General features: G+C 53.9%; 16 protein-coding genes. 9 read left to right on the forward strand and 7 right to left on the reverse strand.

All coding sequences use genetic code 11. The features are described 5' to 3' along the window. The first annotated feature begins 68 nt into the window (after positions 1–68). Positions 69–962 (forward strand): YcbJ family phosphotransferase, encoded by an 894-nt coding sequence (locus E0L21_RS15395; protein WP_131410972.1) that lies wholly within the window; start codon positions 69–71, stop codon positions 960–962. Here the strand turns inward: E0L21_RS15395 and elyC are convergent. Next, positions 939–1,718: an envelope biogenesis factor ElyC gene (gene elyC / locus E0L21_RS15400; protein WP_131410974.1), complete on the reverse strand. Its 780-nt coding sequence runs from the start codon at positions 1,716–1,718 to the stop codon at positions 939–941. The two genes, E0L21_RS15395 and elyC, sit on opposite strands and share 24 nt — an antisense overlap. A 118-nt stretch (positions 1,719–1,836) precedes the next feature. Here elyC and cmoM point away from each other — a divergent pair, with 118 nt between their 5' ends. The 7 genes from cmoM to E0L21_RS15435 all read left to right on the forward strand — a co-directional run bounded on the left by cmoM (position 1,837) and on the right by E0L21_RS15435 (position 12,477). Continuing rightward, positions 1,837–2,631, forward strand: a complete 795-nt coding sequence (gene cmoM / locus E0L21_RS15405; protein ID WP_131410975.1) for a tRNA uridine 5-oxyacetic acid(34) methyltransferase CmoM — start codon at positions 1,837–1,839, stop codon at positions 2,629–2,631. Beyond that, positions 2,624–3,946, forward strand: a complete 1,323-nt coding sequence (gene mukF, locus E0L21_RS15410; protein ID WP_131410977.1) for a chromosome partition protein MukF — start codon at positions 2,624–2,626, stop codon at positions 3,944–3,946. The genes cmoM and mukF overlap by 8 nt, the downstream gene beginning before the upstream one ends. Continuing rightward, the gene (gene mukE, locus E0L21_RS15415; RefSeq protein WP_017456199.1) at positions 3,927–4,631 is read left to right on the forward strand and encodes a chromosome partition protein MukE; all 705 of its coding nucleotides are present in this window, start codon (positions 3,927–3,929) and stop codon (positions 4,629–4,631) included. Before mukF ends, mukE begins: the two co-directional genes overlap by 20 nt. Beyond that, positions 4,631–9,079, forward strand: a complete 4,449-nt coding sequence (gene mukB / locus E0L21_RS15420) for a chromosome partition protein MukB (RefSeq protein ID WP_131410979.1) — start codon at positions 4,631–4,633, stop codon at positions 9,077–9,079. The genes mukE and mukB overlap by 1 nt, the downstream gene beginning before the upstream one ends. A 184-nt stretch (positions 9,080–9,263) precedes the next feature. Then, positions 9,264–11,066, forward strand: coding sequence for a L,D-transpeptidase (gene ldtD / locus E0L21_RS15425; RefSeq protein ID WP_131410981.1), 1,803 nt, complete (start codon positions 9,264–9,266; stop codon positions 11,064–11,066). 188 nt (positions 11,067–11,254) lie between these two features. Beyond that, positions 11,255–11,803 (forward strand): YcbK family protein, encoded by a 549-nt coding sequence (locus E0L21_RS15430; RefSeq protein ID WP_131410983.1) that lies wholly within the window; start codon positions 11,255–11,257, stop codon positions 11,801–11,803. A 26-nt stretch (positions 11,804–11,829) separates the two neighbouring features. Then, entirely contained in the window at positions 11,830–12,477 is a 648-nt protein-coding gene (locus tag E0L21_RS15435; protein WP_131410985.1) for an MBL fold metallo-hydrolase, read from the forward strand. Between the two features lie 45 nt (positions 12,478–12,522). Here the strand turns inward: E0L21_RS15435 and E0L21_RS15440 are convergent, their stop codons facing one another. From E0L21_RS15440 to pncB, 4 genes are all read right to left on the reverse strand, one after another. Beyond that, complete coding sequence (locus E0L21_RS15440; RefSeq protein WP_131410987.1) at positions 12,523–13,713, reverse strand: amino acid aminotransferase; 1,191 nt, start codon at positions 13,711–13,713, stop codon at positions 12,523–12,525. 186 nt (positions 13,714–13,899) lie between these two features. Beyond that, positions 13,900–15,042, reverse strand: a complete 1,143-nt coding sequence (gene ompF / locus E0L21_RS15445; RefSeq protein WP_328590667.1) for a porin OmpF — start codon at positions 15,040–15,042, stop codon at positions 13,900–13,902. 602 nt (positions 15,043–15,644) lie between these two features. Further along, positions 15,645–17,045, reverse strand: coding sequence for an asparagine--tRNA ligase (gene asnS, locus E0L21_RS15450; protein WP_131410989.1), 1,401 nt, complete (start codon positions 17,043–17,045; stop codon positions 15,645–15,647). A 159-nt stretch (positions 17,046–17,204) separates the two neighbouring features. Beyond that, positions 17,205–18,407, reverse strand: a complete 1,203-nt coding sequence (pncB, locus tag E0L21_RS15455) for a nicotinate phosphoribosyltransferase (RefSeq protein WP_131410991.1) — start codon at positions 18,405–18,407, stop codon at positions 17,205–17,207. A gap of 263 nt (positions 18,408–18,670) precedes the next feature. Between pncB and pepN the strand changes: the two genes are divergently transcribed. After that, the gene (gene pepN, locus E0L21_RS15465) at positions 18,671–21,283 is read left to right on the forward strand and encodes an aminopeptidase N (RefSeq protein WP_131410995.1); all 2,613 of its coding nucleotides are present in this window, start codon (positions 18,671–18,673) and stop codon (positions 21,281–21,283) included. Between the two features lie 208 nt (positions 21,284–21,491). Here pepN and ssuB read toward each other — a convergent pair whose 3' ends face one another. Together ssuB and ssuC are read right to left on the reverse strand one after the other, a co-directional pair. Next, positions 21,492–22,268, reverse strand: a complete 777-nt coding sequence (gene ssuB, locus E0L21_RS15470) for an aliphatic sulfonates ABC transporter ATP-binding protein (RefSeq protein WP_131410997.1) — start codon at positions 22,266–22,268, stop codon at positions 21,492–21,494. Then, positions 22,265–23,053 (reverse strand): aliphatic sulfonate ABC transporter permease SsuC, encoded by a 789-nt coding sequence (gene ssuC, locus E0L21_RS15475; RefSeq protein WP_131410999.1) that lies wholly within the window; start codon positions 23,051–23,053, stop codon positions 22,265–22,267. Before ssuC ends, ssuB begins: the two co-directional genes overlap by 4 nt.

A 23,053-nucleotide genomic window follows, 5' to 3' on the forward strand; every position in this document is an offset into this window, starting at 1 on the left:
CATCAGGATGACATCTGTGCTATCGGCGCTCATTATAAAAGCAGTCATCTTTGTGAGGGCAATCTGCTATGGAACAACTGCGCGCTGAACTGAGTCATCTGTTGGGTGAAAAACTGAGCCGCATGGAGTGCGTCAGCGAAAAGCCGGATTCCGCACTTTGGTCGCTGTATGACAGCCAGGGAAATCCGATGCCGCTGCTGGCGCGAAGCTTCTCAACGCCTGGCCTTGCGCGACAGTTGGCATGGAAAATATCAATGCTGGCGCGCGGTGGGGCCGTTCGCATGCCGGTTGTTTACGGTGTAATGACCCACGAAGAGCATCCGGGGCCGGATGTGCTGCTCATAGAACGCTTACGCGGCGTACCGGTAGAAGCGCCAACGCGTACGCCAGAGCGCTGGGAGCAGCTCAAAGACCAAATTGTTGAGGCATTGCTCTCGTGGCACCGACAGGATAGCCACGGTTGTGTTGGCACCGTTGACAGTACTCAGGAAAATATCTGGCCCTCCTGGTATCGGCAGCGAGTGGAAGTGTTGTGGACCACGCTCAACCAGTATCACAACACTGGGTTGACAATGCAGGATAAGCGCGTGCTGTTTCGCACTCGCGAGTGTCTACCCGCGCTGTTTGATGGTTTTAACGATAATTGTGTGCTGGTGCATGGCAGTTTTAACTTGCGCAGTATGTTGAAAGACGCCCGCAGCGATCAGCTTCTGGCAATGGTTGGGCCGGGAATTATGCTATGGGCGCCGCGTGAATATGAGCTGTTCCGGCTGGTAGAAGGCGTGCAGGCGGAAGGGCTGCTCTGGCACTATCTCCAGCGCGCGCCAGTCGCGGAATCTTTCCTTTGGCGGCGCTGGCTCTATCTGTTATGGGATGAAGTGGCGCAGTTGGTGAATACCGGTAGATTTAACCGCGCTAACTTCGATCTTGCCTCTAAATCACTGCTCCCCTGGCTGGTCTGAGCTGCCTTTCAGCCATTGCCAGAGACGCCCTAACGTTTCATAACCCACCCGGTCGCTGTGCATCAGCCACACCGGGGATGGGATGATGCGTTCCCACGGATTCAGCGGCGAGGTAATTGCCAGCTGGTTTGCCGGCGCAGGCAACGGATGCAGGCCAGCATGCTGGAAAAAAATCATTGCGCGTGGCAGATGAGACGCCGATGTCACCAGCAAGAAAGGTGCATCACCAATCGCCTGTTTCACCGCAAGCGCTTCCCGCTCGGTGTCTTTTGGTTGATCCAGCGTCATGATGTCACTGCGTGGCACACCCAGGCTTTCAGCGACACGCGCACCTGCTTCCGCCGTACTGACTGGGTTAGTTACTGCAGCTGCACCGGTAAAGATGATTTTCGATCCGGGGTTGGCCTGCCACAGACGAATGCCCTCCGTCAGACGCGGCAGGCTGTTATTGATCAAATTAGAACTCGGCGCCCACGTGTCGTTCCAGGTATAACCCCCGCCGAGTATCACGATGTATTTCACCGGTTGTGTACCGCGCCAGGTGGGGTAGGTGTCTTCGATCGGCTGTAACAATCGATCCGCTACGGGCTGTACGCTCAGCAGTAATAAAACCAGCCACCCGACGCTGATAATGACTTTGCCGGTTTTTTGCCAGCGGCTAAACCAGATCAGTGCAATGCCCAGACCGATCAGCAAAAGCAAAAAAGGCAGAGGCAGCATCAGGCCGCCGATGTATTTTTTAAGAGTAAAAAGCACCGTATCCGTCTCCTTTTTGACCATATAGCAGGCCTTTTGCGCCGATCTTACACCAGATGGGTTCATTATCGGCACGGCTGTGACAAAATAGCGGTTTTGCCAGGAACGTGGAGCACCCATGAAGGATCGCAATTTCGACGACATTGCCGAGAAGTTCTCACGCAACATCTACGGCACGACTAAAGGTCAGCTGCGTCAGGCGATTCTGTGGCAGGATCTTGAGGCACTGTTGGCCCGGATGGGCAACCAGCCATTACGGGTGCTGGATGCTGGCGGTGGGGAAGGCCAGACGGCGATTCGCATGGCGCAATTGGGCCATCATGTCACGCTCTGTGATGTGTCGAAAGCGATGATCTCGCGTGCCCAGGTGGCGGCCGAAGAGAAAGGTGTGAGCGGTAACATGCATTTTATACAATGCGCCGTTCAGGACGTTGCTCAGCATTTGGAATCGCCGGTTGATCTGATATTGTTCCATGCTGTGCTGGAGTGGGTCGCCGAACCGGTTCCTGTACTGCAAATATTGTGGTCGGTGTTGCGCCCCGGCGGTGCGTTGTCATTAATGTTTTACAATGCCGACGGCTTGCTGATGCACAATATGGTGGCAGGAAATTTTGACTATGTGAAAGTCGGTATGCCGAAGCGCAAAAAACGTACCCTTTCCCCGGATTTTCCGCGTGCTCCTGCGGATGTTTATGGCTGGCTCGAACAGATTGGCTGGCAGGTAACGGGCAAAACGGGTGTGCGCGTGTTTCACGATTATCTGCGCGAAAAACATCAGCAGCATGACTGCTTTGACGCGCTACTCGAACTGGAAACACGCTATTGCCGCCAGGAACCCTATATTAGCCTTGGCCGCTATATTCACGTGACCGCGCTTAAGCCGCAAATCGATGAAAGGACAAACGATGAGTGAATTTTCCCAGACAGTCCCCGAACTGGTTGCCTGGGCCAGGAAAAATGATTTCTCCATCTCGCTGCCGGTCGACAGGCTCTCTTTTTTGCTGGCTATCGCCACGCTCAATGGTGAGCGTCTGGATGGCGAAATGAGCGAAGGTGAATTGGTAGATGCTTTCCGTCATGTAAGTGATGCGTTTGAGCAAACCAGTGAAACCATTACCCAGCGTGCCAATAACGCCATTAATGATATGGTGCGCCAGCGTTTGTTAAATCGCTTTACCAGTGAGCTGGTGGAGGGCAATGCCATCTACCGTCTGACGCCGCTGGGTATTGGCATTACCGATTACTACATTCGCCAGCGAGAGTTCTCCACGCTGCGTCTTTCTATGCAACTGTCAATTGTGGCCAGCGAGTTAAAACGCGCCGCAGACGCAGCACAAGAAGGTGGAGATGAATTTCACTGGCATCGCAACGTTTACGCGCCGCTGAAATACTCGGTTGCGGAGATTTTTGACAGCATCGATCTGACTCAGCGCCTGATGGATGAACAGCAGCAACAGGTCAAAGATGATATTGCACAACTGCTGAATAAAGACTGGCGCGCGGCCATCTCCAGCTGTGAATTGCTGCTGTCTGAAACCTCCGGTACGTTACGCGAACTGCAGGATACGCTTGATGCCGCCGGGGATAAGTTGCAGACCAATCTGTTGAGTATTCAGGATGCGACCCTTGGGCGCGATGATCTTGAGTTTCTCGATCAACTGGTCTTCAACCTGCAAAGCAAACTGGATCGTATTGTGAGCTGGGGCCAGCAGGCCATCGATCTGTGGATTGGTTACGACCGCCACGTACACAAATTTATCCGTACCGCTATCGATATGGATAAGAACCGCGTCTTTGCTCAGCGTTTGCGTCAGTCGGTACAATCCTACTTCGATGCGCCGTGGGCGTTGACCTACGCCAGCGCTGACAGGCTGCTGGACATGCGCGATGAAGAGATGACGCTACGTGATGAAGAGGTCACGGGCGAGCTACCGCCCGATCTGGAGTTCGAAGAGTTTAACGAAATCCGTGAGCAGCTTGCGGCGCTTATTGAGCAACAACTGGCAATTTATAAGACCAAAGGTGTGCCGCTGGATCTCGGCCTGGTGGCACGCGAGTATTTGGCGCAATATCCGCGTGTTCGTCATTTCGACATCGCGCGCATCGTGGTTGATCAGGCGGTACGTCTTGGCGTAGCGCAAGCAGACTTCACCGGACTGCCGCCGAAGTGGCAGCCGATTAATGATTACGGAGCCAAGGTACAGGCGCATGTCATCGACAAATATTGAACAAGTGATGCCGGTTAAACTGGCACAGGCGTTGGCTAATTCTCTGTTTCCGGCGCTGGACAGCGCATTGCGCTCAGGGCGACATATCGGCCTCGACGAGCTGGATAATCACGCTTTTTTAATGGATTTCCAGGAGTATCTGGAAGAGTTTTACGCGCGTTATAACGTTGAGCTGATCCGCGCACCGGAAGGTTTTTTCTATCTGCGTCCGCGCTCCACCACGCTTATCCCGCGCTCGGTGCTCTCCGAGCTGGATATGATGGTGGGCAAAATTCTTTGCTATCTCTACCTCAGCCCGGAACGTCTGGCGAATGAAGGGATCTTCACCCAACAAGAGCTGTACGACGAGCTGATGTCGCTGGCGGATGAAGCGAAGTTGCTGAAGCTGGTAAATAACCGTTCTACCGGTTCCGATCTTGACCGACAAAAACTGCAGGAAAAGGTGCGCTCCTCGCTGAACCGCCTGCGCCGTCTCGGCATGATCTGGTTTATGGGTAACGACAGCAGTAAATTCCGCATCACTGAGTCCGTGTTCCGCTTTGGCGCTGATGTGCGTTCGGGCGATGATGCGCGTGAAGCGCAACTGCGCATGATCCGCGACGGTGAAGCGATGCCTGTCGAAAACCATCTGCAGCTCAATGATGAGCCTGAAGATAATCAGCCGGATAGCTCGGAGGAAGAGTAATGATTGATCGCGGTAAATTTCGTTCGCTGACGCTGATTAACTGGAACGGCTTTTTTGCCCGTACGTTTGACCTCGATGAGCTGGTGACGACGCTCTCCGGGGGCAACGGTGCCGGTAAATCGACCACAATGGCCGCTTTTGTTACGGCATTGATCCCGGATTTGACGCTGCTGCACTTTCGTAACACCACCGAAGCGGGCGCGACGTCTGGTTCTCGCGATAAAGGCCTGCACGGTAAGTTGAAAGCGGGCGTCTGTTACTCAGTGCTGGATGTTATCAACTCTCGCCATCAGCGTGTGCTGGTGGGGGTGCGTTTACAACAGGTCGCGGGACGCGATCGTAAAGTGGATATCAAACCTTTTGCCATTCAGGGCTTGCCCACATCCATGCTGCCGACGCAGTTGCTGACGGAAACGCTGAATGAGCGGCAGGCGCGCGTGCTGTCGCTGCAGGAAGTGAAAGACAAGCTGGATACGATGGAAGGGGTGCAGTTCAAGCAGTTCAACTCCATCACCGATTACCACGCGCTGATGTTTGACTTAGGGATTGTCGCGCGTCGTTTGCGCTCGGCCTCCGATCGCAGCAAGTTCTATCGCCTCATTGAAGCCTCGCTGTATGGCGGGATTTCCAGTGCCATTACGCGTTCGCTGCGCGACTATTTGCTGCCGGAAAACAGCGGCGTGCGCAAAGCGTTCCAGGATATGGAGGCGGCACTGCGTGAAAACCGCATGACGCTGGAAGCGATTCGCGTGACCCAGTCGGATCGTGACCTGTTCAAGCATTTGATCAGCGAAGCGACCAACTATGTGGCGGCGGACTATATGCGCCACGCCAACGAACGGCGGGTGCATCTGGACAAAGCGCTCGAATTTCGTCGCGATCTGTTTACCTCGCGCCAGCAACTGGCGGCAGAGCAGTATAAGCATGTCGATATGGCGCGCGAACTCTCCGAGCATAGCGGTGCGGAAGGGGATCTGGAGGCCGATTATCAAGCCGCAAGCGATCACCTGAACCTGGTGCAAACCGCGCTGCGTCAACAGGAAAAAATCGAGCGTTATGAAGCGGATCTCGACGAACTGCAAGTTCGCCTTGAAGAACAGCATGAAGTCGTTGCTGAAGCCGCCGAGCGTCAGGAAGAGAACGAGGCCCGCGCGGAAGCCGCCGAGCTTGAAGTGGATGAGCTGAAAAACCAGCTTGCCGATTACCAGCAAGCGCTGGATGTTCAGCAAACGCGTGCCATTCAGTACAACCAAGCCTTGCAGGCGTTGCAGCGTGCGAAAGAGCTGTGTCATCTGCCGGATTTAACGCCAGAAAGCGCAGACGAATGGCTGGAAACCTTCCAGGCCAAAGAGCAAGAAGCGACGGAAAAACTGCTGTCGCTGGATCAGAAATTAAGCGTGGCGCAAACCGCGCACAGCCAGTTCGAGCAGGCTTACCAATTAGTGGCGGCGATTAACGGCCCGCTGGCGCGTAACGAAGCCTGGGATGTGGCGCGTGAGCTGCTGCGTGATGGCGTTAACCAGCGCCATCTGGCCGAGCAAGTCCAGCCGCTGCGTATGCGCCTGAATGAGCTGGAACAGCGTCTGCGTGAACAGCAGGATGCCGAGCGTTTACTGGCAGAGTTCTGTAAGCGACAGGGCAAACAATATGACGCGCAAGAGCTTGAAGCGCTGCATCAGGAACTGGAAGCGCAAATCGCCGCACTTTCTGACAACGTTTCCGCCGCTGGTGAGCAACGCATGGCGCTGCGTCAGGAACTGGAACAACTACACTCGCGCATTCAGTCGCTGACCAAGCGCGCGCCGGTGTGGCTGGCGGCGCAAAGTAACTTGACGCAACTGTGTGAGCAAAGCGGTGAGCAGTTTGAGTCCGGGCAGGACGTTACAGAGTACCTGCAGCAGTTGCTGGAACGTGAGCGTGAAGCTATCGTTGAGCGCGATGAAGTGGGCGCGCGTAAACGTGCTGTTGATGATGAAATCGAACGTTTAAGCCAGCCGGGCGGTGCCGAAGATGGTCGACTGAATGCGCTGGCAGAGCGCTTTGGCGGCGTACTGCTGTCGGAGATTTATGATGATGTCAGCATTGATGATGCGCCATATTACTCCGCGCTATACGGGCCATCGCGTCATGCGATTGTGGTGCCGGATCTGTCACGGGTCGCTGACATGCTGGAAGGGCTGGAAGATTGCCCGGAAGATCTCTATTTGATCGAAGGCGATCCTCAGTCTTTCGATGACAGCGTGTTCAGCGTCGACGAGCTGGAAAAAGCGGTGGTGGTGAAAATCGCCGATCGCCAGTGGCGTTATTCACGTTTCCCAACGCTGCCGCTGTTTGGCCGTGCGGCGCGCGAAAGCCGTATCGAAAGCCTGCATGCGGAGCGTGAAGCGCTGGCGGAACGTTTTGCCACGCTCTCTTTTGATGTGCAGAAAACACAACGCCTGCATCAGGCATTTAGCCGCTTTATTGGGAGCCACCTGGCGGTGGCATTTGATGACGATCCAGAAGCGGAAATTCGCACACTCAGCAGCCGCCGTGGCGAGTTGGAGCGTGCGATCAGTAACCATGAAAATGACAACCAGCAAAACCGCGTACAGTTTGAACAGGCGAAAGAGGGCGTTGCCCAGCTTAACCGTTTGCTGCCGCGCATCAACTTGCTGGCCGACGATACGCTCGCCGATCGTGTGGATGAAATTCAGGAACGTCTGGACGAAGCGCAGGAAGCAGCCCGGTTTATCCAGCAGTTTGGCAACCAACTGGCGAAGCTCGAACCGGTTGTTTCCGTACTGCAAAGCGATCCGGAGCAGTTTGAACAGTTAAAAACGGATTACGCGACCTCACAGCAGGTGCAGCGTGATGCCCGTCAACAAGCTTTCGCCCTGGCGGAAGTGGTACAGCGCCGTGCGCACTTCAGCTACTCCGATGTCGCCGAAATGTTTAACGGTAATAACGATCTCAACGAAAAATTGCGCCAGCGTCTGGAGCAAGCAGAAGCGGAACGCACCAAAGCGCGTGAAGCGATGCGCAGCCATGCAGCGCAGTACAGCCAATACAACCAGGTACTGGCTTCGCTGAAAAGCTCGTTCGATACCAAAAAAGAGTTGCTCAACGATCTGCAAAAAGAGCTGCAGGATATTGGCGTTCGCGCTGATAGCGGAGCAGAAGAACGAGCACGTATCCGTCGTGACGAGTTGCATGCTCAGCTCGCTGGCAACCGTGCGCGTCGTAACCAGTTGGAAAAAGCCATCACCTTCTGCGAAGCGGAGATGGATAACCTGACGCGTAAGTTACGCCGCCTGGAACGTGACTACCATGAAATGCGTGAGCAGGTTGTCACCGCGAAAGCAGGATGGTGTGCGGTGATGCGAATGGTGAAAGACAGCGGTGTTGAACGCCGTCTGCACCGTCGCGAGCTGGCTTACCTTTCTGCCGATGAATTACGCTCAATGTCGGATAAGGCGCTCGGCGCTCTGCGGCCGGCGGTCGCGGATAACGAACATTTACGTGATGTGCTGCGCCTGTCGGAAGATCCGAAACGTCCTGAGCGCAAGATTCAGTTCTTTGTCGCGGTATATCAGCATCTGCGTGAGCGTATCCGCCAGGATATTATTCGTACCGATGATCCGGTTGAAGCCATCGAACAGATGGAAATCGAGCTTAGCCGCCTGACGGAAGAGTTGACTTCCCGTGAACAGAAGCTGGCGATCAGCTCGCGTAGCGTGGCGAATATTATTCGCAAAACCATTCAGCGCGAGCAGAACCGTATCCGTATGCTGAACCAGGGGCTGCAAAGCGTCTCTTTCGGCCAGGTGAATAGCGTGCGCCTGAATGTGAACGTGCGGGAAACCCATGCCACATTGTTGACGGTACTTTCTGAACAGCACGAGCAGCATCAGGATCTGTTTAACAGCAGCCGACTGACCTTCTCGGAAGCGCTGGCAAAGCTCTATCAACGTCTGAATCCGCAAATCGATATGGGTCAGCGTACGCCGCAAACCATCGGTGAAGAGCTGCTGGACTACCGTAACTATCTTGAGATGGAAGTGGAAGTCAACCGTGGTTCCGACGGCTGGCTGCGTGCGGAATCCGGTGCGCTGTCGACCGGTGAAGCGATTGGTACCGGGATGTCGATTCTGGTGATGGTGGTACAGAGCTGGGAAGATGAAGCGCGTCGACTGCGCGGCAAAGATATCTCTCCGTGCCGCTTGTTGTTCCTTGATGAAGCTGCACGCCTGGATGCCCGCTCTATCGCTACACTGTTTGAGCTGTGCGAACGTCTGGAAATGCAGCTGATTATCGCGGCACCGGAAAATATCAGCCCGGAAAAAGGCACCACCTACAAGCTGGTTCGTAAAGTCGTGCAAAATCATGAACATGTGCACGTTGTCGGTCTGCGTGGTTTTGCCGCCCAGCTCCCGGAAACGCTCCCCGGCACGGCGGATGCATCGTAAAGCAGTCTCATGCGAAAGGGCGACAGCAATGTCGCCCTTTTTGTTTGCGGAAAGCTATTGCCAGCCCGCGTTTAATCTTTAAACTTCTTTACATTAGGTAAGGCAAATGCTTTTTTGTCTTTATATACTGAGAGAAAGGTGACGAATTAGTCACGAGCAATGTAAGAGAAACAGGGGGCAAGGGATGTTGCTTAAGAAGTCGTATGGTCGTCGGATGTCGGCACTCAGTTTATGCCTGGCATTCGCATTCGCTCCACTGTTTAATGTGCAGGCCGATGAGCCTGAAATCGTGCCGGTGGATAGCACGGCGACGCCAGGCGAGCAGCCAACTGTGCTGCCACAGCCGCAGGAACAGTCGCCTGCGACGGCAATGTTGATTGGCGTTAAATCTTTCCCGCCCGGTGTTTCCGTTGCCGATGTGCGTACACAACTCCAGACGCAATTACCTGCCAACTGGACGCCGGTCTATATGGATCAGCTCGCCGCGTTGTATGCTGCGCGCGGGCAGAAACCAATGTGGGACAACCGTGAAGCGGTACAGGCGTTTCAGCAGCAACTGGCAGAAGTGGCGATTGCAGGGTTTCAACCACAATTCACGACCTGGGTTGAGCTGTTAACCGATCCCGCGGTTTCTGGCATGGCACGTGATGTTGTGCTGTCTGACGCGATGCTGGGTTATCTGCAATTTGTCTCGGGCATTCAGTCAAAGGGGCAGCGCTGGCTTTATAGCGACAAACCCTATGCGCTTGCAACACCAGCCATTTCGGTCATTAACCAGTGGCAACTGGCGCTGGACAATGGATCTCTGCCTGCCTTTATCAATCATCTTGCACCGCACCATCCGCAGTATGCGGCTATGCACCAATCGCTATTGGCGTTGGTCGGTGATTCGCGCCCGTGGCCGCAAATCACCAGCACGGTGACGCTGCGACCGGGGCAGTGGAGCAATGATATTCCGGCACTGCGTGAGATCCTGCAGCGTACCGGCATGCTGGATGGCGGACCAAATATCGCCTTGCCAGGTGATAACGTCGCCGTCAGCCCTTCGGCCCGGCCCGTGAAAAAAGTGCAGCAGACGCGCGCAGCATATGACCGCCAACTGGTGGAAGCGGTAAAACGCTTCCAGTCATGGCAGGGATTACATGCGGATGGCGTGATTGGTCAAGGCACGCGTGACTGGCTGAACGTGAGTCCTTCACAGCGCGCTGGGTTGCTGGCGCTGAATATTCAGCGCTTGCGTTTGCTACCGGGCACGCTTTCGACCGGCATCATGGTCAACATTCCTGAATATTCGCTGGTTTATTACCTCAACGGGAACCAGGTGCTGGCATCACGGGTGATCGTGGGCCGCCCGGATCGTAAAACGCCGATGATGAGTAGCGCGCTTAATAACGTGGTGGTTAACCCGCCATGGAACGTGCCGCCAACCCTGGCGCGCAATGATATTCTACCGAAGGTTTGGAACGATCCGACTTACCTTGAGCGCCACGGTTACACCGTATTGCGAGGATGGAACAGCAAGGAAGCGGTTGACCCGTATATGGTCGATTGGGCGACCATTACTCCCGCGAATTTACCGTTCCGTTTCCAGCAGGCTCCCGGTGCGCAGAATTCGCTGGGACGCTATAAGTTCAATATGCCGAGCTCGGACGCTATCTATCTGCATGACACGCCAAACCATAATCTGTTCCAGAAAGAGGCGCGGGCATTGAGCTCGGGCTGCGTGCGCGTCAACAAAGCCTCTGAACTCGCTAATATGCTGTTGCAGGATGCGGGATGGAACGATACGCGGATTTCGGATGCGCTAAAACAGGGGGATACGCGGTATGTCAATATTCGTCATGATATCCCAGTCAATCTCTACTACCTGACCGCTTTTGTCGGTGCCGACGGCCGGACGCAGTATCGTACAGATATTTACAATTATGATCTGACGGCGCGATCGGGTGCACAAATCTTGTCGAAAGCTGAACAATTAATCAGATAAATGAAGCAGTTTCAGTCAGCGTGTTGTCGTAATAACTGGCATAAAACGGGCTCTGAAGGCCACAGAGCCCGTATTTGCTGGGATGAGGCAGCCTTGACGTGGCGTTTGTTGCCCGGTAAGGTGCCTCTCGTGCGCTAAAAGAGTGCATAAATTTTGTTCAACATTGCTTATCTGTAGAATTTATTATCATGGATAAATTTGACGCTAATCGCCGCAAATTGCTGGCGTTGGGTGGGGTCGCACTCGGTGCTGCCATCTTACCAACACCGGCTTTTGCAACCCTTTCCACGCCACGACCGCGTATTTTGACGCTGAGTAATCTTAATACCGGTGAATCTATTAAAGCTGAGTTCTTCGATGGCAGGGGCTATATTCAGGATGAATTAGCAAAACTTAACCATTTTTTCCGTGATTACCGCGCGAATAAAATCAAAACCATCGACCCTCGTTTGTTCGAGCATCTTTTCCGTTTGCAGGGGCTGCTGGGAACACGCAAACCTGTGCAACTGATCTCCGGCTACCGTTCTGTTGATACCAACAATGAACTCCGCGCACACAGCCGCGGTGTGGCGAAACAGAGTTATCACACCAAAGGTCAGGCAATGGATTTTCATATTGAAGGGATTTCGCTGAGTAATATTCGCAAAGCCGCGTTATCTCTGCGCGCGGGTGGTGTAGGATACTACCCCAGCAGCAACTTTGTGCATATTGATACCGGGCCGGTAAGGCACTGGTAAAACTCAGGCTGAGCTACAGGAGCAGTATGAACTATCGTATTATTCCGGTTACCGCGTTCTCCCAGAATTGTTCGCTTATCTGGTGTGAGCAGACCCAACTTGCCGCCGTGGTCGATCCCGGCGGTGACGCCGAACGGATTATTCAGGAAGTGGACGCCTCTGGCGTGACACTCACGCAGATCCTGCTTACGCATGGTCACCTTGATCATGTTGGCGCGGCAGCCGAACTGGCGCAGCATTATGGTGTGCCAATTATCGGCCCGGAAAAAGAAGATGAGTTCTGGCTGCAAGGCCTGCCGGCACAAAGCCGGATGTTTGGCCTGGATGAGTGCCAGCCGCTGACGCCCGATCGTTGGTTAAATGAAGGCGACAGCGTAACAGTGGGTAAAATAACGCTGCAGGTATTGCACTGTCCTGGTCATACGCCGGGGCATATTGTGTTTTTCGATGCACAATCCCGCTTGCTGATTTCCGGCGACGTGATTTTTAAAGGCGGTGTGGGGCGCAGCGATTTTCCGAAAGGCAACCATGGGCAATTGATTGATTCCATCAAGCGCAAATTGTTGCCGCTGGGCGATGATATTACTTTCCTTCCCGGCCATGGCCCGATGTCTACGCTGGGAAATGAGCGGTTGCACAATCCGTTCCTGCAGGATGAATTACCGGTCTGGTAAATAAAAAAGGGTCGCTTCGGCGACCCTTTTTGTTGCTGCTGTAACTTACAGTACGGCAACGATAGCTTCGCACAGCGGCGACATATTATCCGGCGTCATACCCGCGACGTTAATGCGTCCTGAAGCAACCGCGTAGATCCCAAACTCTTCACGCAAGCGCAGCACCTGCTCTTTGGTCAGGCCGCTGAACGAGAACATACCGTTCTGTTTGGTGATGAAGCTGAAATCGCGATTAGCCCCTTTCTCCTGCAAGGTATTAACGAACAGCAGGCGCATACGCTGAATGCGCTGACGCATGTCCGTTAACTCTTGCTCCCAAATGGCACGCAGAGCCTCGTTACCGAGAATGGTTGCAACCACCGACGCGCCGTGCGCTGGCGGGTTAGAGTAGTTGGCACGAATAACGGCTTTCATCTGACTGAAGGCGCGATCGGCGCTTTCCGCGTCTGCGCTCACCAGTGTACAAGCACCGACGCGCTCATTGTACAGGCCAAAATTTTTCGAGAATGAACTAGCCACCAGTAACTCTTTATGCAGCGCAGCAAACGCGCGCAGCCCTTCAGCATCTTCTTCGAGACCGCGAGCAAAGCCCTGGTAAGCGAAGTCGAACAGTGGCAGCCAGCCTTTTTCAACGGACAGCTTCGCCAGTGTTTCCCACTGTTCGAGCGTTGGGTCGATACCTGTCGGGTTATGGCAGCAGCCGTGGAACAGCACTACATCGCCAGCCTGGGCGTTGTTCAGGCTGCTCAACAGCCCCTCGAAGTCCAGCGCATGGTTTTGCGCGTCGTAGTAAGCGTACTCACACACTTCCAGACCGGCTGAATTAAACACGCCTTTGTGGTTCGGCCAGCTCGGGTTGCTCACCCAGACTCGTTTTGCAGAGGTGTTTTTGGCGAGGAAATCCGCCGCCACACGCAGGCCACCCGTACCGCCAGGCGTTTGCGCGGTGCGCGCACGTTTGTCATTGATAATCGCGTTGCCTTTGCCGAACAGCAGTTCCTGAGTGCAACGGCCAAACTCAGGAATACCGTCGATACCGAGGTAGTTCTTGGTGGTTTCATTTTCCAGCAGATAAAGCTCAGCTTTTTTAACGCTGGTCAGTACCGGGGTCTTGCCGGTTTCATCTTTATAGACACCAATGCCTAAGTTGATTTTATTGGGGCGTTCATCGGTGCGAAACAGATCGGCCAGACCCAGAATGGGGTCGGCAGGGGCGGCGGTTATATTCTCAAACATGACGAGGTTCCATTTTGATGACAGAAGGGAGATCCGCTATCAGGTTAACGGCTGACACAGGAATTGCCAACCGTTTGCGATAAAAAGCGCGATGCTTTTCAAAACTCATCGTAATTAATCTTGCAGGCATAAAAAAACAGGGCCAATGGCCCTGTTTGATATGCATATAACAGTCGAGGGTGACTATTAGAACTGGTAAACGATACCAACTGCTACGGTGTCGTCAGAACCTACGCCCAGTTTGTTGTCTTTATCAATCTGGTTGATGATGTAGTCAACATAGGTGGACATGTTTTTGTTGAAGTAGTAGGTTGCGCCAACTTCAACATAGTTGATGTAATCTTCGCTACCGATACCTGCAACATCTTTCGCTTTAGATTTGTAGTAAGCGATGGACGGACGCAGACCGAAGTCGAACTGGTACTGTGCAACAACGGAGAAGTCCTGAGTTTTGTTCAGGTAACCATTGCGCTCAACGCTGCCCGGAGGTGTAGTATTCAGGCGTGTTGCGTTGCGGGTTTCACCATACAGAGCTGCTAGGTAGATGTTGTTAGCATCGTATTTGATACCGGTCGCCCACTGCTCAGCTTTCTTACCTGCCGCGCCGTAGCCAGTCGCAGACGCATCGTTAGCTTCCTGCGTATTGGTACGATCTGCTGCGCCGTAAGCACCAACGATACCAAAACCTTCAAAGTCATAGCTTACAGACGTCGCCCAGCCGTCTCCGTTGGAGCGAGTAATATCATCCGCACTATCAGTGAGTTTTGTAGCACGCTCGTTTTTACCCAGGTACTGAACGCCAAAGTTCAGACCGTCAACCAGGCCGAAGAAGTTGCTGTTACGGTAAGTCGCCAGACCACCGTTACGGCTGGAGAAGAAGTTGTCGCTGTTCGCGGTGTCGCCGCCGAACTCTGGCAGCATATCGGTTACGCCGATTGCATCGTATACCAGACCGTAGTTACGACCGTAATCTAAAGAGCCTGCGTCGCCGAATTTCAGACCAGCGAATGCCAGACGCGTTTTGTTACCCTTCTGAGCATCGGTACCACCTTCAGAGTTGTTACCCTGGAAGTTGTATTCCCACTGGCCGTAACCGGTCAGTTGGTCGTTGATTTTGGTTTCGCCTTTGAAGCCCAGACGAGCGTAAGTTTTATCGCCGTTGCCGCCGTAGCTGTTGGCACCGTTGTCTTTAGAGAAGTAGTGCAGACCTACAGCTTTACCGTAGATGTCTACTTTGTTGCCGTCTTTGTTGTAGATTTCTGCAGCGTTAGCTGCACCGGCTGCCAGCAGAGCAGGGATAACCACTGCCAGAATATTGCGCTTCATCATTATTTATTACCCTCATTGGTTTTTTTTGAACACCTGCCACTGCCGCCAATAAATTCCGTCAATAAAAATTTACGGAACTATTGATGAGAGTTTGGTGTCTTTCTGTGTCTGAAAGGCATCTTTCCAAACATAACAACGTTTCGCTAGTCTGAAAGTGCTACAAATGTATTAAAGCAGTAACAAAAAGAAATATTGTGTAAGATTTTGTGTATTTAAGGGAACTTTGTGAACCATCTCAAAATTCGGCACAGAGTGCTGGTTTATTGAGCGTGTTTATTACTATTTATATGAATTACTTATATTTAATTAAGATAAAGGCTTTTCTTATCCAGTAAATGTCTGCGGCACGTTTTTTCTAATAATGACATTCAGCCATCTGGATGTCTGTGTGAATTTTAACCAAAAGTGCTAATTAACAGGCTGACATATCCCGCAATAAAAGGATGGGGTGTTTTTTGTAGTGAAGGTTTTCAGGCGTAAAAATGTGCAAAGAAGGGTAAAAAAGCAGTGAAATTCGATGAGGGCGCTGAGGTGCTGTTAATAAAAGTTGACGGGTGTCACATAAATGAAAAAGGCCAGCGATAACGCTGGCCTTTAGAACATCAGAACGTTGCGCTGCGTGGCGTGCGCGGGAATGGAATTACATCACGCACGTTCTGTACGCCGGTCACATAGGCAATCAGGCGTTCAAAACCGAGACCGAAACCGGAGTGCGGTACTGTGCCGTAACGACGCAGATCGCGATACCACCAGTAGTCTTCTTTATTCAGTCCCATTTCCGCCATACGGGCATCCAGGACATCAAGACGCTCTTCACGCTGCGAACCGCCGATGATTTCACCGATACCCGGTGCCAGCACGTCCATCGCCGCCACGGTTTTGCCATCTTCGTTAAGGCGCATATAGAAGGCTTTGATATCTTTCGGGTAGTTTTTCACTACCACCGGCGCTTTGAAGTGTCTCTCGGCCAGGTAACGTTCATGTTCAGAAGCCAGGTCAACGCCCCAATAAACCGGGTTCTCGAACTTCTCACCGCATTTTTCGAGAATGGCGACCGCATCGGTGTAATCTACCTGGGCGAAATCTGCCGCGATGAAACGCTCCAGACGACCAATCGCGTCTTTGTCCACACGCTCTTCAAAGAATTTCAGATCATCCAGACGCTCTTCCAGAACCGCTTTAAAGGCGTATTTCAGCATCGCTTCAGCCAGACGGGCGTTATCGTCGAGATTGGCGAAAGCGATTTCCGGTTCCAGCATCCAGAACTCTGCCAGGTGGCGGCTGGTGTTGGAATTCTCTGCGCGGAAAGTCGGGCCGAAGGTATAAACCTTGGATAGGGCGCAGGCATAGGTTTCAGCATTCAACTGACCGGAAACGGTCAGGAATGCTTCTTTGCCAAAAAAATCTTTATCAAAATCAACTTTGCCTTCCGCAGTACGCGGCAGGTTTTCCATGTCCAGCGTGGAGACGCGGAACATTTCGCCCGCGCCTTCGGTATCTGACGCGGTGATAAGCGGCGAGGAGACCCAGAAGAAACCTTGTTCGTCGAAGAAGCGATGCAGCGCCTGCGCCAGCGTATGGCGAACGCGCGCAACCGCGCCAATCAGGTTGGTGCGCGGGCGCAAATGGGCAACTTCGCGCAGATACTCAATGCTGTGGCGTTTGGCCGCCATCGGGTAGGTATCCGGATCTTCAACCCAGCCGGTGACTTCGACAGATGTGGCTTGAATTTCCAGACTCTGACCTTCGCCCGGTGAGGCCACAACTTTGCCGGTCACAATTACCGAGCAACCGGTAGTCAGGCGTAAAATGTCCTGATTGTAATTGGGCAGAGAATTATTAATAACGGCCTGTACAGGATTAAAGCAGGAGCCGTCATAAACGGCGAGGAAGGAGATACCAGCTTTAGAATCTCGGCGGGTGCGTACCCATCCGCGTACGGTGACTTCACTGTCAACGGCAACGCGGCTATGGAATACGTCGGCTACAGGCACAACGCTCATAATATTCTCTCTGTTAATAGTCGGAAAAAATAAACACTTGTCCGCCCGATAAGGGGGGATATCTATGTTACCTGGCGTACGCCATCAGACAAGCAGAATTCGCAGGAACAATTAATAAATTATCGGCAAAAAAGAAGGGAGCATTCAGGCTCCCGGTGATTAACTGGCTTTTTTGACCTGCGGCAGGTCAAATGCTTCGCGTAGTGCGCGGACAAACGCCTTGTCGTGGCAGATAGTTTTGCCGGGGCTGTCGGATAATTTCGCCACCGGTTTTCCGTTGCATTCAACGAGTTTGATAACAATATTCAGCGGTTTCACGCCGGGAATATCACACGTCAGGCGTGTCCCGATACCAAAGCCCAGCTTGACGCGCTCGGCAAAGTGGCAATAGAGATCCAGCGCTTTGTTCAGATCGAGATTGTCCGAGAATATCAGCGTCTTCGACAGAGGATCGATGCCGAGCTTCTCATAGTGGGCAATGGCTTTTTCACCCCATTCCACTGGATCGCCAGAATCATGGCGCAGACCCTGGTAACGGGTTGCGAATTCCGGGCCGAAGTCACGTAAAAACGCATCCATCGTAATGCAGTCTGTTAACGCAATCCCCAACTGGTTTGGATACTCTTCGAGCCATGCCGCGAGTGCTGCGCGCTGGCTGGTGGCCAAATCGGGGCTGATCTGTTGGTGTGCCTGGAACCACTCATGCGCCTGGGTGCCCATGGGGGTCAGCGACAGGCGGCGGGCCAGGTCATAATTACTGGTACCAATAAACCAGGGTTCTTGTTGCAACCGTTCGACTATGGCTAGTTGTACATCGCGGGAGAAACGGCGGCGCGTACCGAAATCCATCAGACGGAAACCGGACATATCAACCTGCGCGGTGCGCGCAGCAAAATCCGCCAGCTTCTCTTCCAGATGCAGTAGAGCCTGCTGAACGCCTGTCTGCGGCGAACGGCAGCGATGAACCACTTCACTGATCACGGCCAGCAGCGGTACTTCCCACATGATCACTTCACGCCACGGGCCGGAAAGGCTGATATGCAGCTTGCCGTTGTCGTTGGTGATCGTGACCTGGCGCGGGTCGTAACGAAAATGACGTAGCCAGTTAAGGTAGTCAGGCTGGAAGAAGGGGAGGCCGGACAGCCACAGATACTCGTCATCTTGCAGACGCAACGACTGCATGGCCTCGACCTGTTCGCGGACGGCATCGGCATAAATACCGAGCAGGTCATCACCGCGACAGCGGAATTCAGCCGTGACATGCACGTCATAATAGTGGTGGAACACCGCTTGTTGCATGTGCAGCTTGTAAGCGTCGGTATCCAGCAGCGTTTGCAGACCAGAGAAAGCGAGTTGAGTCATGGTGCGCAGTAGCATCCTCTTACAGGAGCGTTTAGTACAATAAACAAAGCAAATAGTCGCTGGAGTATACCTTGTTTACCAGGTTATTGAACCCTGATCACACCATAACGCACAGAACGGGTCGATGGCATTTCGTGCCTCCTGTTATAAAAATGTAGCAGACAGAGCTTTTCCCTCTGAAAAGATGAAGATTCTGCGTGGCGCGTTTGCGGCAACCGGAATAGACTGGAGTCGTAACCAACAGAAGATGCTAAAGGTTTTTTATGACACAACAGCCACAAGCCAAATACCGCCACGACTACCGTGCGCCGGACTACCTGATTAGCGATATTGACTTGACCTTTGACCTTGACGCTGCCAAAGCCGTCGTCACCGCGCTGAGCAAAGTGTCACGCCATAGCGCCTCTGCTGTGCCGCTGCGCCTGGATGGCGGCGAGCTGACGCTGATTTCCATTCACGTAAATGATGAGCCCTGGACCAACTATAAAGAAGAAGGCTCCCAACTGGTGATCGATGGCTTGCCAGAGCGTTTTACCTTGCGCATTGTGAATGAGATAAGCCCGGCCGCGAACACTGCGCTCGAAGGGCTGTACCAGTCCGGTGAAGCGCTGTGTACGCAGTGTGAAGCGGAAGGCTTCCGCCATATTACCTGGTATCTTGACCGCCCGGATGTGCTGGCGCGTTTTACCACCAAGCTGATTGCCGATAAAACCCGCTATCCGTTCTTGCTCTCTAACGGCAACCGCGTTGATCAGGGCGAGCTGGAAAATGGTCGTCACTGGGTACAGTGGCAGGATCCGTTCCCGAAACCCTGCTATCTGTTTGCGCTGGTCGCCGGGGATTTCGACGTTCTGCGAGACACGTTCACCACCCGTTCCGGGCGTGAAGTGGCGCTGGAGCTGTATGTCGATCGCGGCAATCTCGATCGTGCGCCGTGGGCGATGACCTCACTGAAAAATTCCATGAAATGGGACGAAGAGCGTTTCGGCCTCGAATACGATCTCGACATTTATATGATTGTCGCTGTCGACTTCTTCAATATGGGCGCCATGGAGAACAAAGGGTTGAACATCTTCAACTCGAAATACGTGCTTGCCCGCACCGATACCGCTACCGATAAAGACTACCTTGATATTGAGCGCGTAATTGGTCACGAATACTTCCATAACTGGACCGGTAACCGAGTGACCTGCCGCGACTGGTTCCAGCTCAGCCTGAAAGAAGGCCTGACGGTGTTCCGCGATCAGGAGTTCAGCTCTGATCTGGGTTCCCGTGCGGTAAACCGCATCAATAACGTGCGCACCATGCGCGGTATGCAGTTCGCTGAAGACGCCAGCCCGATGGCGCACCCGATCCGCCCGGATAAAGTCATTGAAATGAATAACTTCTACACCCTGACGGTGTATGAAAAGGGCGCGGAAGTGATTCGCATGATGCATACGCTGCTTGGCGAAGAGAATTTCCAGAAAGGGATGCAGCTCTATTTTGAGCGTCATGACGGTAGCGCGGCGACCTGCGACGATTTCGTGCAGGCCATGGAAGATGCGTCGAATATTGACTTGTCGCATTTCCGCCGCTGGTACAGCCAGGCCGGTACGCCGGTGGTTACGGTGCACGATGATTACAACCCGAACACCGAACAATATACGCTGACCATTAGCCAGCGCACGCCGCCGACTGCCGAGCAGCAAGACAAACAGCCGCTGCACATTCCGTTCGATATCGAACTGTACGATAACGAAGGTAAAGTGATCCCGTTGCAGAAAGACGGTCATCCGGTGCATAACGTCCTGAACGTCACTCAGGCGGAGCAGACGTTTATCTTTGATAATGTCTATTTCCAGCCGGTGCCGTCGCTGCTGCGTGAATTCTCCGCGCCGGTGAAGCTGGAATATAAGTGGAGCGATCAGCAACTCACCTTCCTGATGCGCCACGCAAGTAACGATTTCTCCCGCTGGGACGCGGCGCAAAGCCTGCTGGCAACGCATATTAAGCTGAACGTTGCGCGCCACCAACAAGGCCAGGCGCTGTCGCTGCCACTGCATGTCGCGGATGCTTTTCGCGCGATCCTGCTGGACGAGACGATTGATCCAGCGCTGGCTGCGGAGATCCTGACGCTGCCGTCGGCAAATGAGATCGCCGAGCTATTTGAAACCATCGATCCTGTGGCCATCGCGGCGGTACGTGAAGCGCTGACGCGCACGCTTGCCACCGAACTCGCCGATGAGTGTCTGGCTGTGTATAACGCGCACAAACTCGATAGCTACCGCGTTGAACATGCGGATATCGGCAAACGTTCCTTGCGCAACACTTGTCTGCGCTATCTGGCGTTTGGCGATGCGCAACTGGCAGACAAACTGGTGAGCCAGCAGTATCACAGTGCGGATAACATGACGGATGCGCTGGCGGCGCTCTCAGCGGCTGTTGCCGCACAGCTGCCATGCCGCGAGATGCTGATGCAGGAGTACGATGACAAATGGCATCACGACGGTCTGGTCATGGATAAATGGTTTATCCTGCAGGCTACCAGCCCGGCGGAAGATGTGCTGCAAACGGTGCGCAGCCTGCTGAAACACCGCTCGTTCACCCTCAGCAACCCGAACCGCATCCGCTCGTTGATTGGCGCTTTTGCTGGCAGCAACCCGGCAGCGTTCCATGCGCTGGATGGTAGCGGCTATCAGTTCCTGGCTGAAATGCTCACTGAGCTGAACAGCCGCAACCCGCAAGTAGCATCGCGTCTGATTGAGCCGCTGATCCGCCTGAAACGCTATGACGCTAAACGTCAGGCGATGATGCGTGCGGCGCTGGAGCAGTTAAAAGCATTGCCGAACCTTTCCGGCGATCTGTACGAGAAAGTCAGCAAAGCACTGGCGTAATAAAAATGCCGCCTTCACCGAAGGCGGCAATAATTTCCCCCGCAAAGGGCGCGTCGAGACCGTTATAAAGAAGCGTCTGCCAGTTCGTGATTTAACCCCAAAGCCAACCAGACAGAACCCAAACCGGTGGCTGATCACGCCGACAGAGCGTGGTTTGCCGTAAGCAATAAGCCTTAATGGGCGGATCTGTGCCGGTTAATACAGAACATTAAGCGTGACGAGTTTGAGGTAACGGAACGGTTTCCGACTCGCTGCGTTTCATCACCCGGCTCAATACTTCCGCTTCCAGTTCTGCCAGCCTCACCGATCCCAGGCGGCGTGGACGCGGCAGATCGACGGCTAAGTCCAGCCCGATTTTTCCATCTTCTATCAGCAGTACGCGATCCGCCATTGCCACTGCTTCGCTGACATCATGTGTCACCAGTACCACGGTGAACCCGTGTGCCTGCCATAACTGTGTGATGAGTGCCTGCATCTCCAGCCGGGTTAACGCATCCAGCGCGCCTAATGGTTCGTCCAGCAGTAACAACCCCGGTTGATGTACCAGCGCACGTGCCAGCGCGACCCGCTGTTTCTGACCGCCGGACAACGCCGCAGGCCACTCGCTGGCTCGTTTTTCCAGCCCGACCGCGCGTAACGCATCCTGCGCAGCTTCCCGCCAGCGGCCTTTCAACCCTAAACCGACATTATCTATCACTGATTTCCATGGCAGCAACCGGGCATCCTGAAACATCATTCGCGTGTCGTTTTGAATGTTCGCCAGCGGCGTATTGCCCGCCAGCAGTTCTCCTGCATTGGCGGTTTCCAGCCCGGCCAGCAGGCGCAGCAGCGTGCTTTTGCCTCCGCCGCTGCGGCCTACCACGGCGACAAACTGCCCGGCGCCAATATGCAGATCCAGCCCGCTCAGCACGGTGTTATTGCCGTAGTGCTTACTCACGCCGTTCAATAACAGCGGGATCCCCTGAGTGAGTCGCGCAGTGTTCATGCTGTTGCCTCCTTGATATGGTAAGCAGGATGCCAGCGTAGCCACAGACGCTCCAGCAACTGGGCACTCACATCGGCCAGTTTGCCGAGCAGGGCATAGAGAATAATGGCTACCACGACAACATCGGTCTGCAGGAACTCGCGCGCATTCATCGCCAGGTAGCCAATCCCGGCATTGGCGGAAATCGTCTCGGCCACAATCAGCGTCAGCCACATCAGGCCGAGCGCAAAGCGTACGCCAACCATAATCGACGGCAGAGCGCCGGGCAGGATCACATGGGCAAAGAGGGAAAAACCGGACAAACCGTAACTGCGTGCCATCTCCAGTAATCCCCGGTCGATGTTGCGGATGCCGTGCCAGGTATTGATATAAATGGGGAACAAGGTGCCAAGCGCAACGAGGAATATCTTCGCGCTCTCATCAATACCAAACCACAAGATAACCAGTGGGATCAGTGCCAGATGCGGCACATTGCGCAGCATCTGGATAGAAGTATCCAGCAGGCGTTCTCCCCAGCGCGACAGACCACTAATCAACCCAAGTGTCAGGCCGATACTGCCGCCAATCGAGAAACCAATCGCTGCACGCCAGGAGCTGATCGCCAAGTGTTGCCACAATTCACCGCTTACGCTTAATGTCCAGAACGCTTCCAGCACGCCTTCCGGCGAGGGAAGGATCCGCGTGGAGAGCAAGCCGGTGGAGGAGGCGATTTGCCACACCACCACAACCCCTGCAGGCAGCAGCCAGGGGGCAATGTGCAGTAGCCATTTCTTTTCTGCTGCCAT

This window comes from Kosakonia quasisacchari (assembly GCF_004331415.1).
In the GTDB taxonomy this organism is placed as follows: domain Bacteria; phylum Pseudomonadota; class Gammaproteobacteria; order Enterobacterales; family Enterobacteriaceae; genus Kosakonia; species Kosakonia quasisacchari.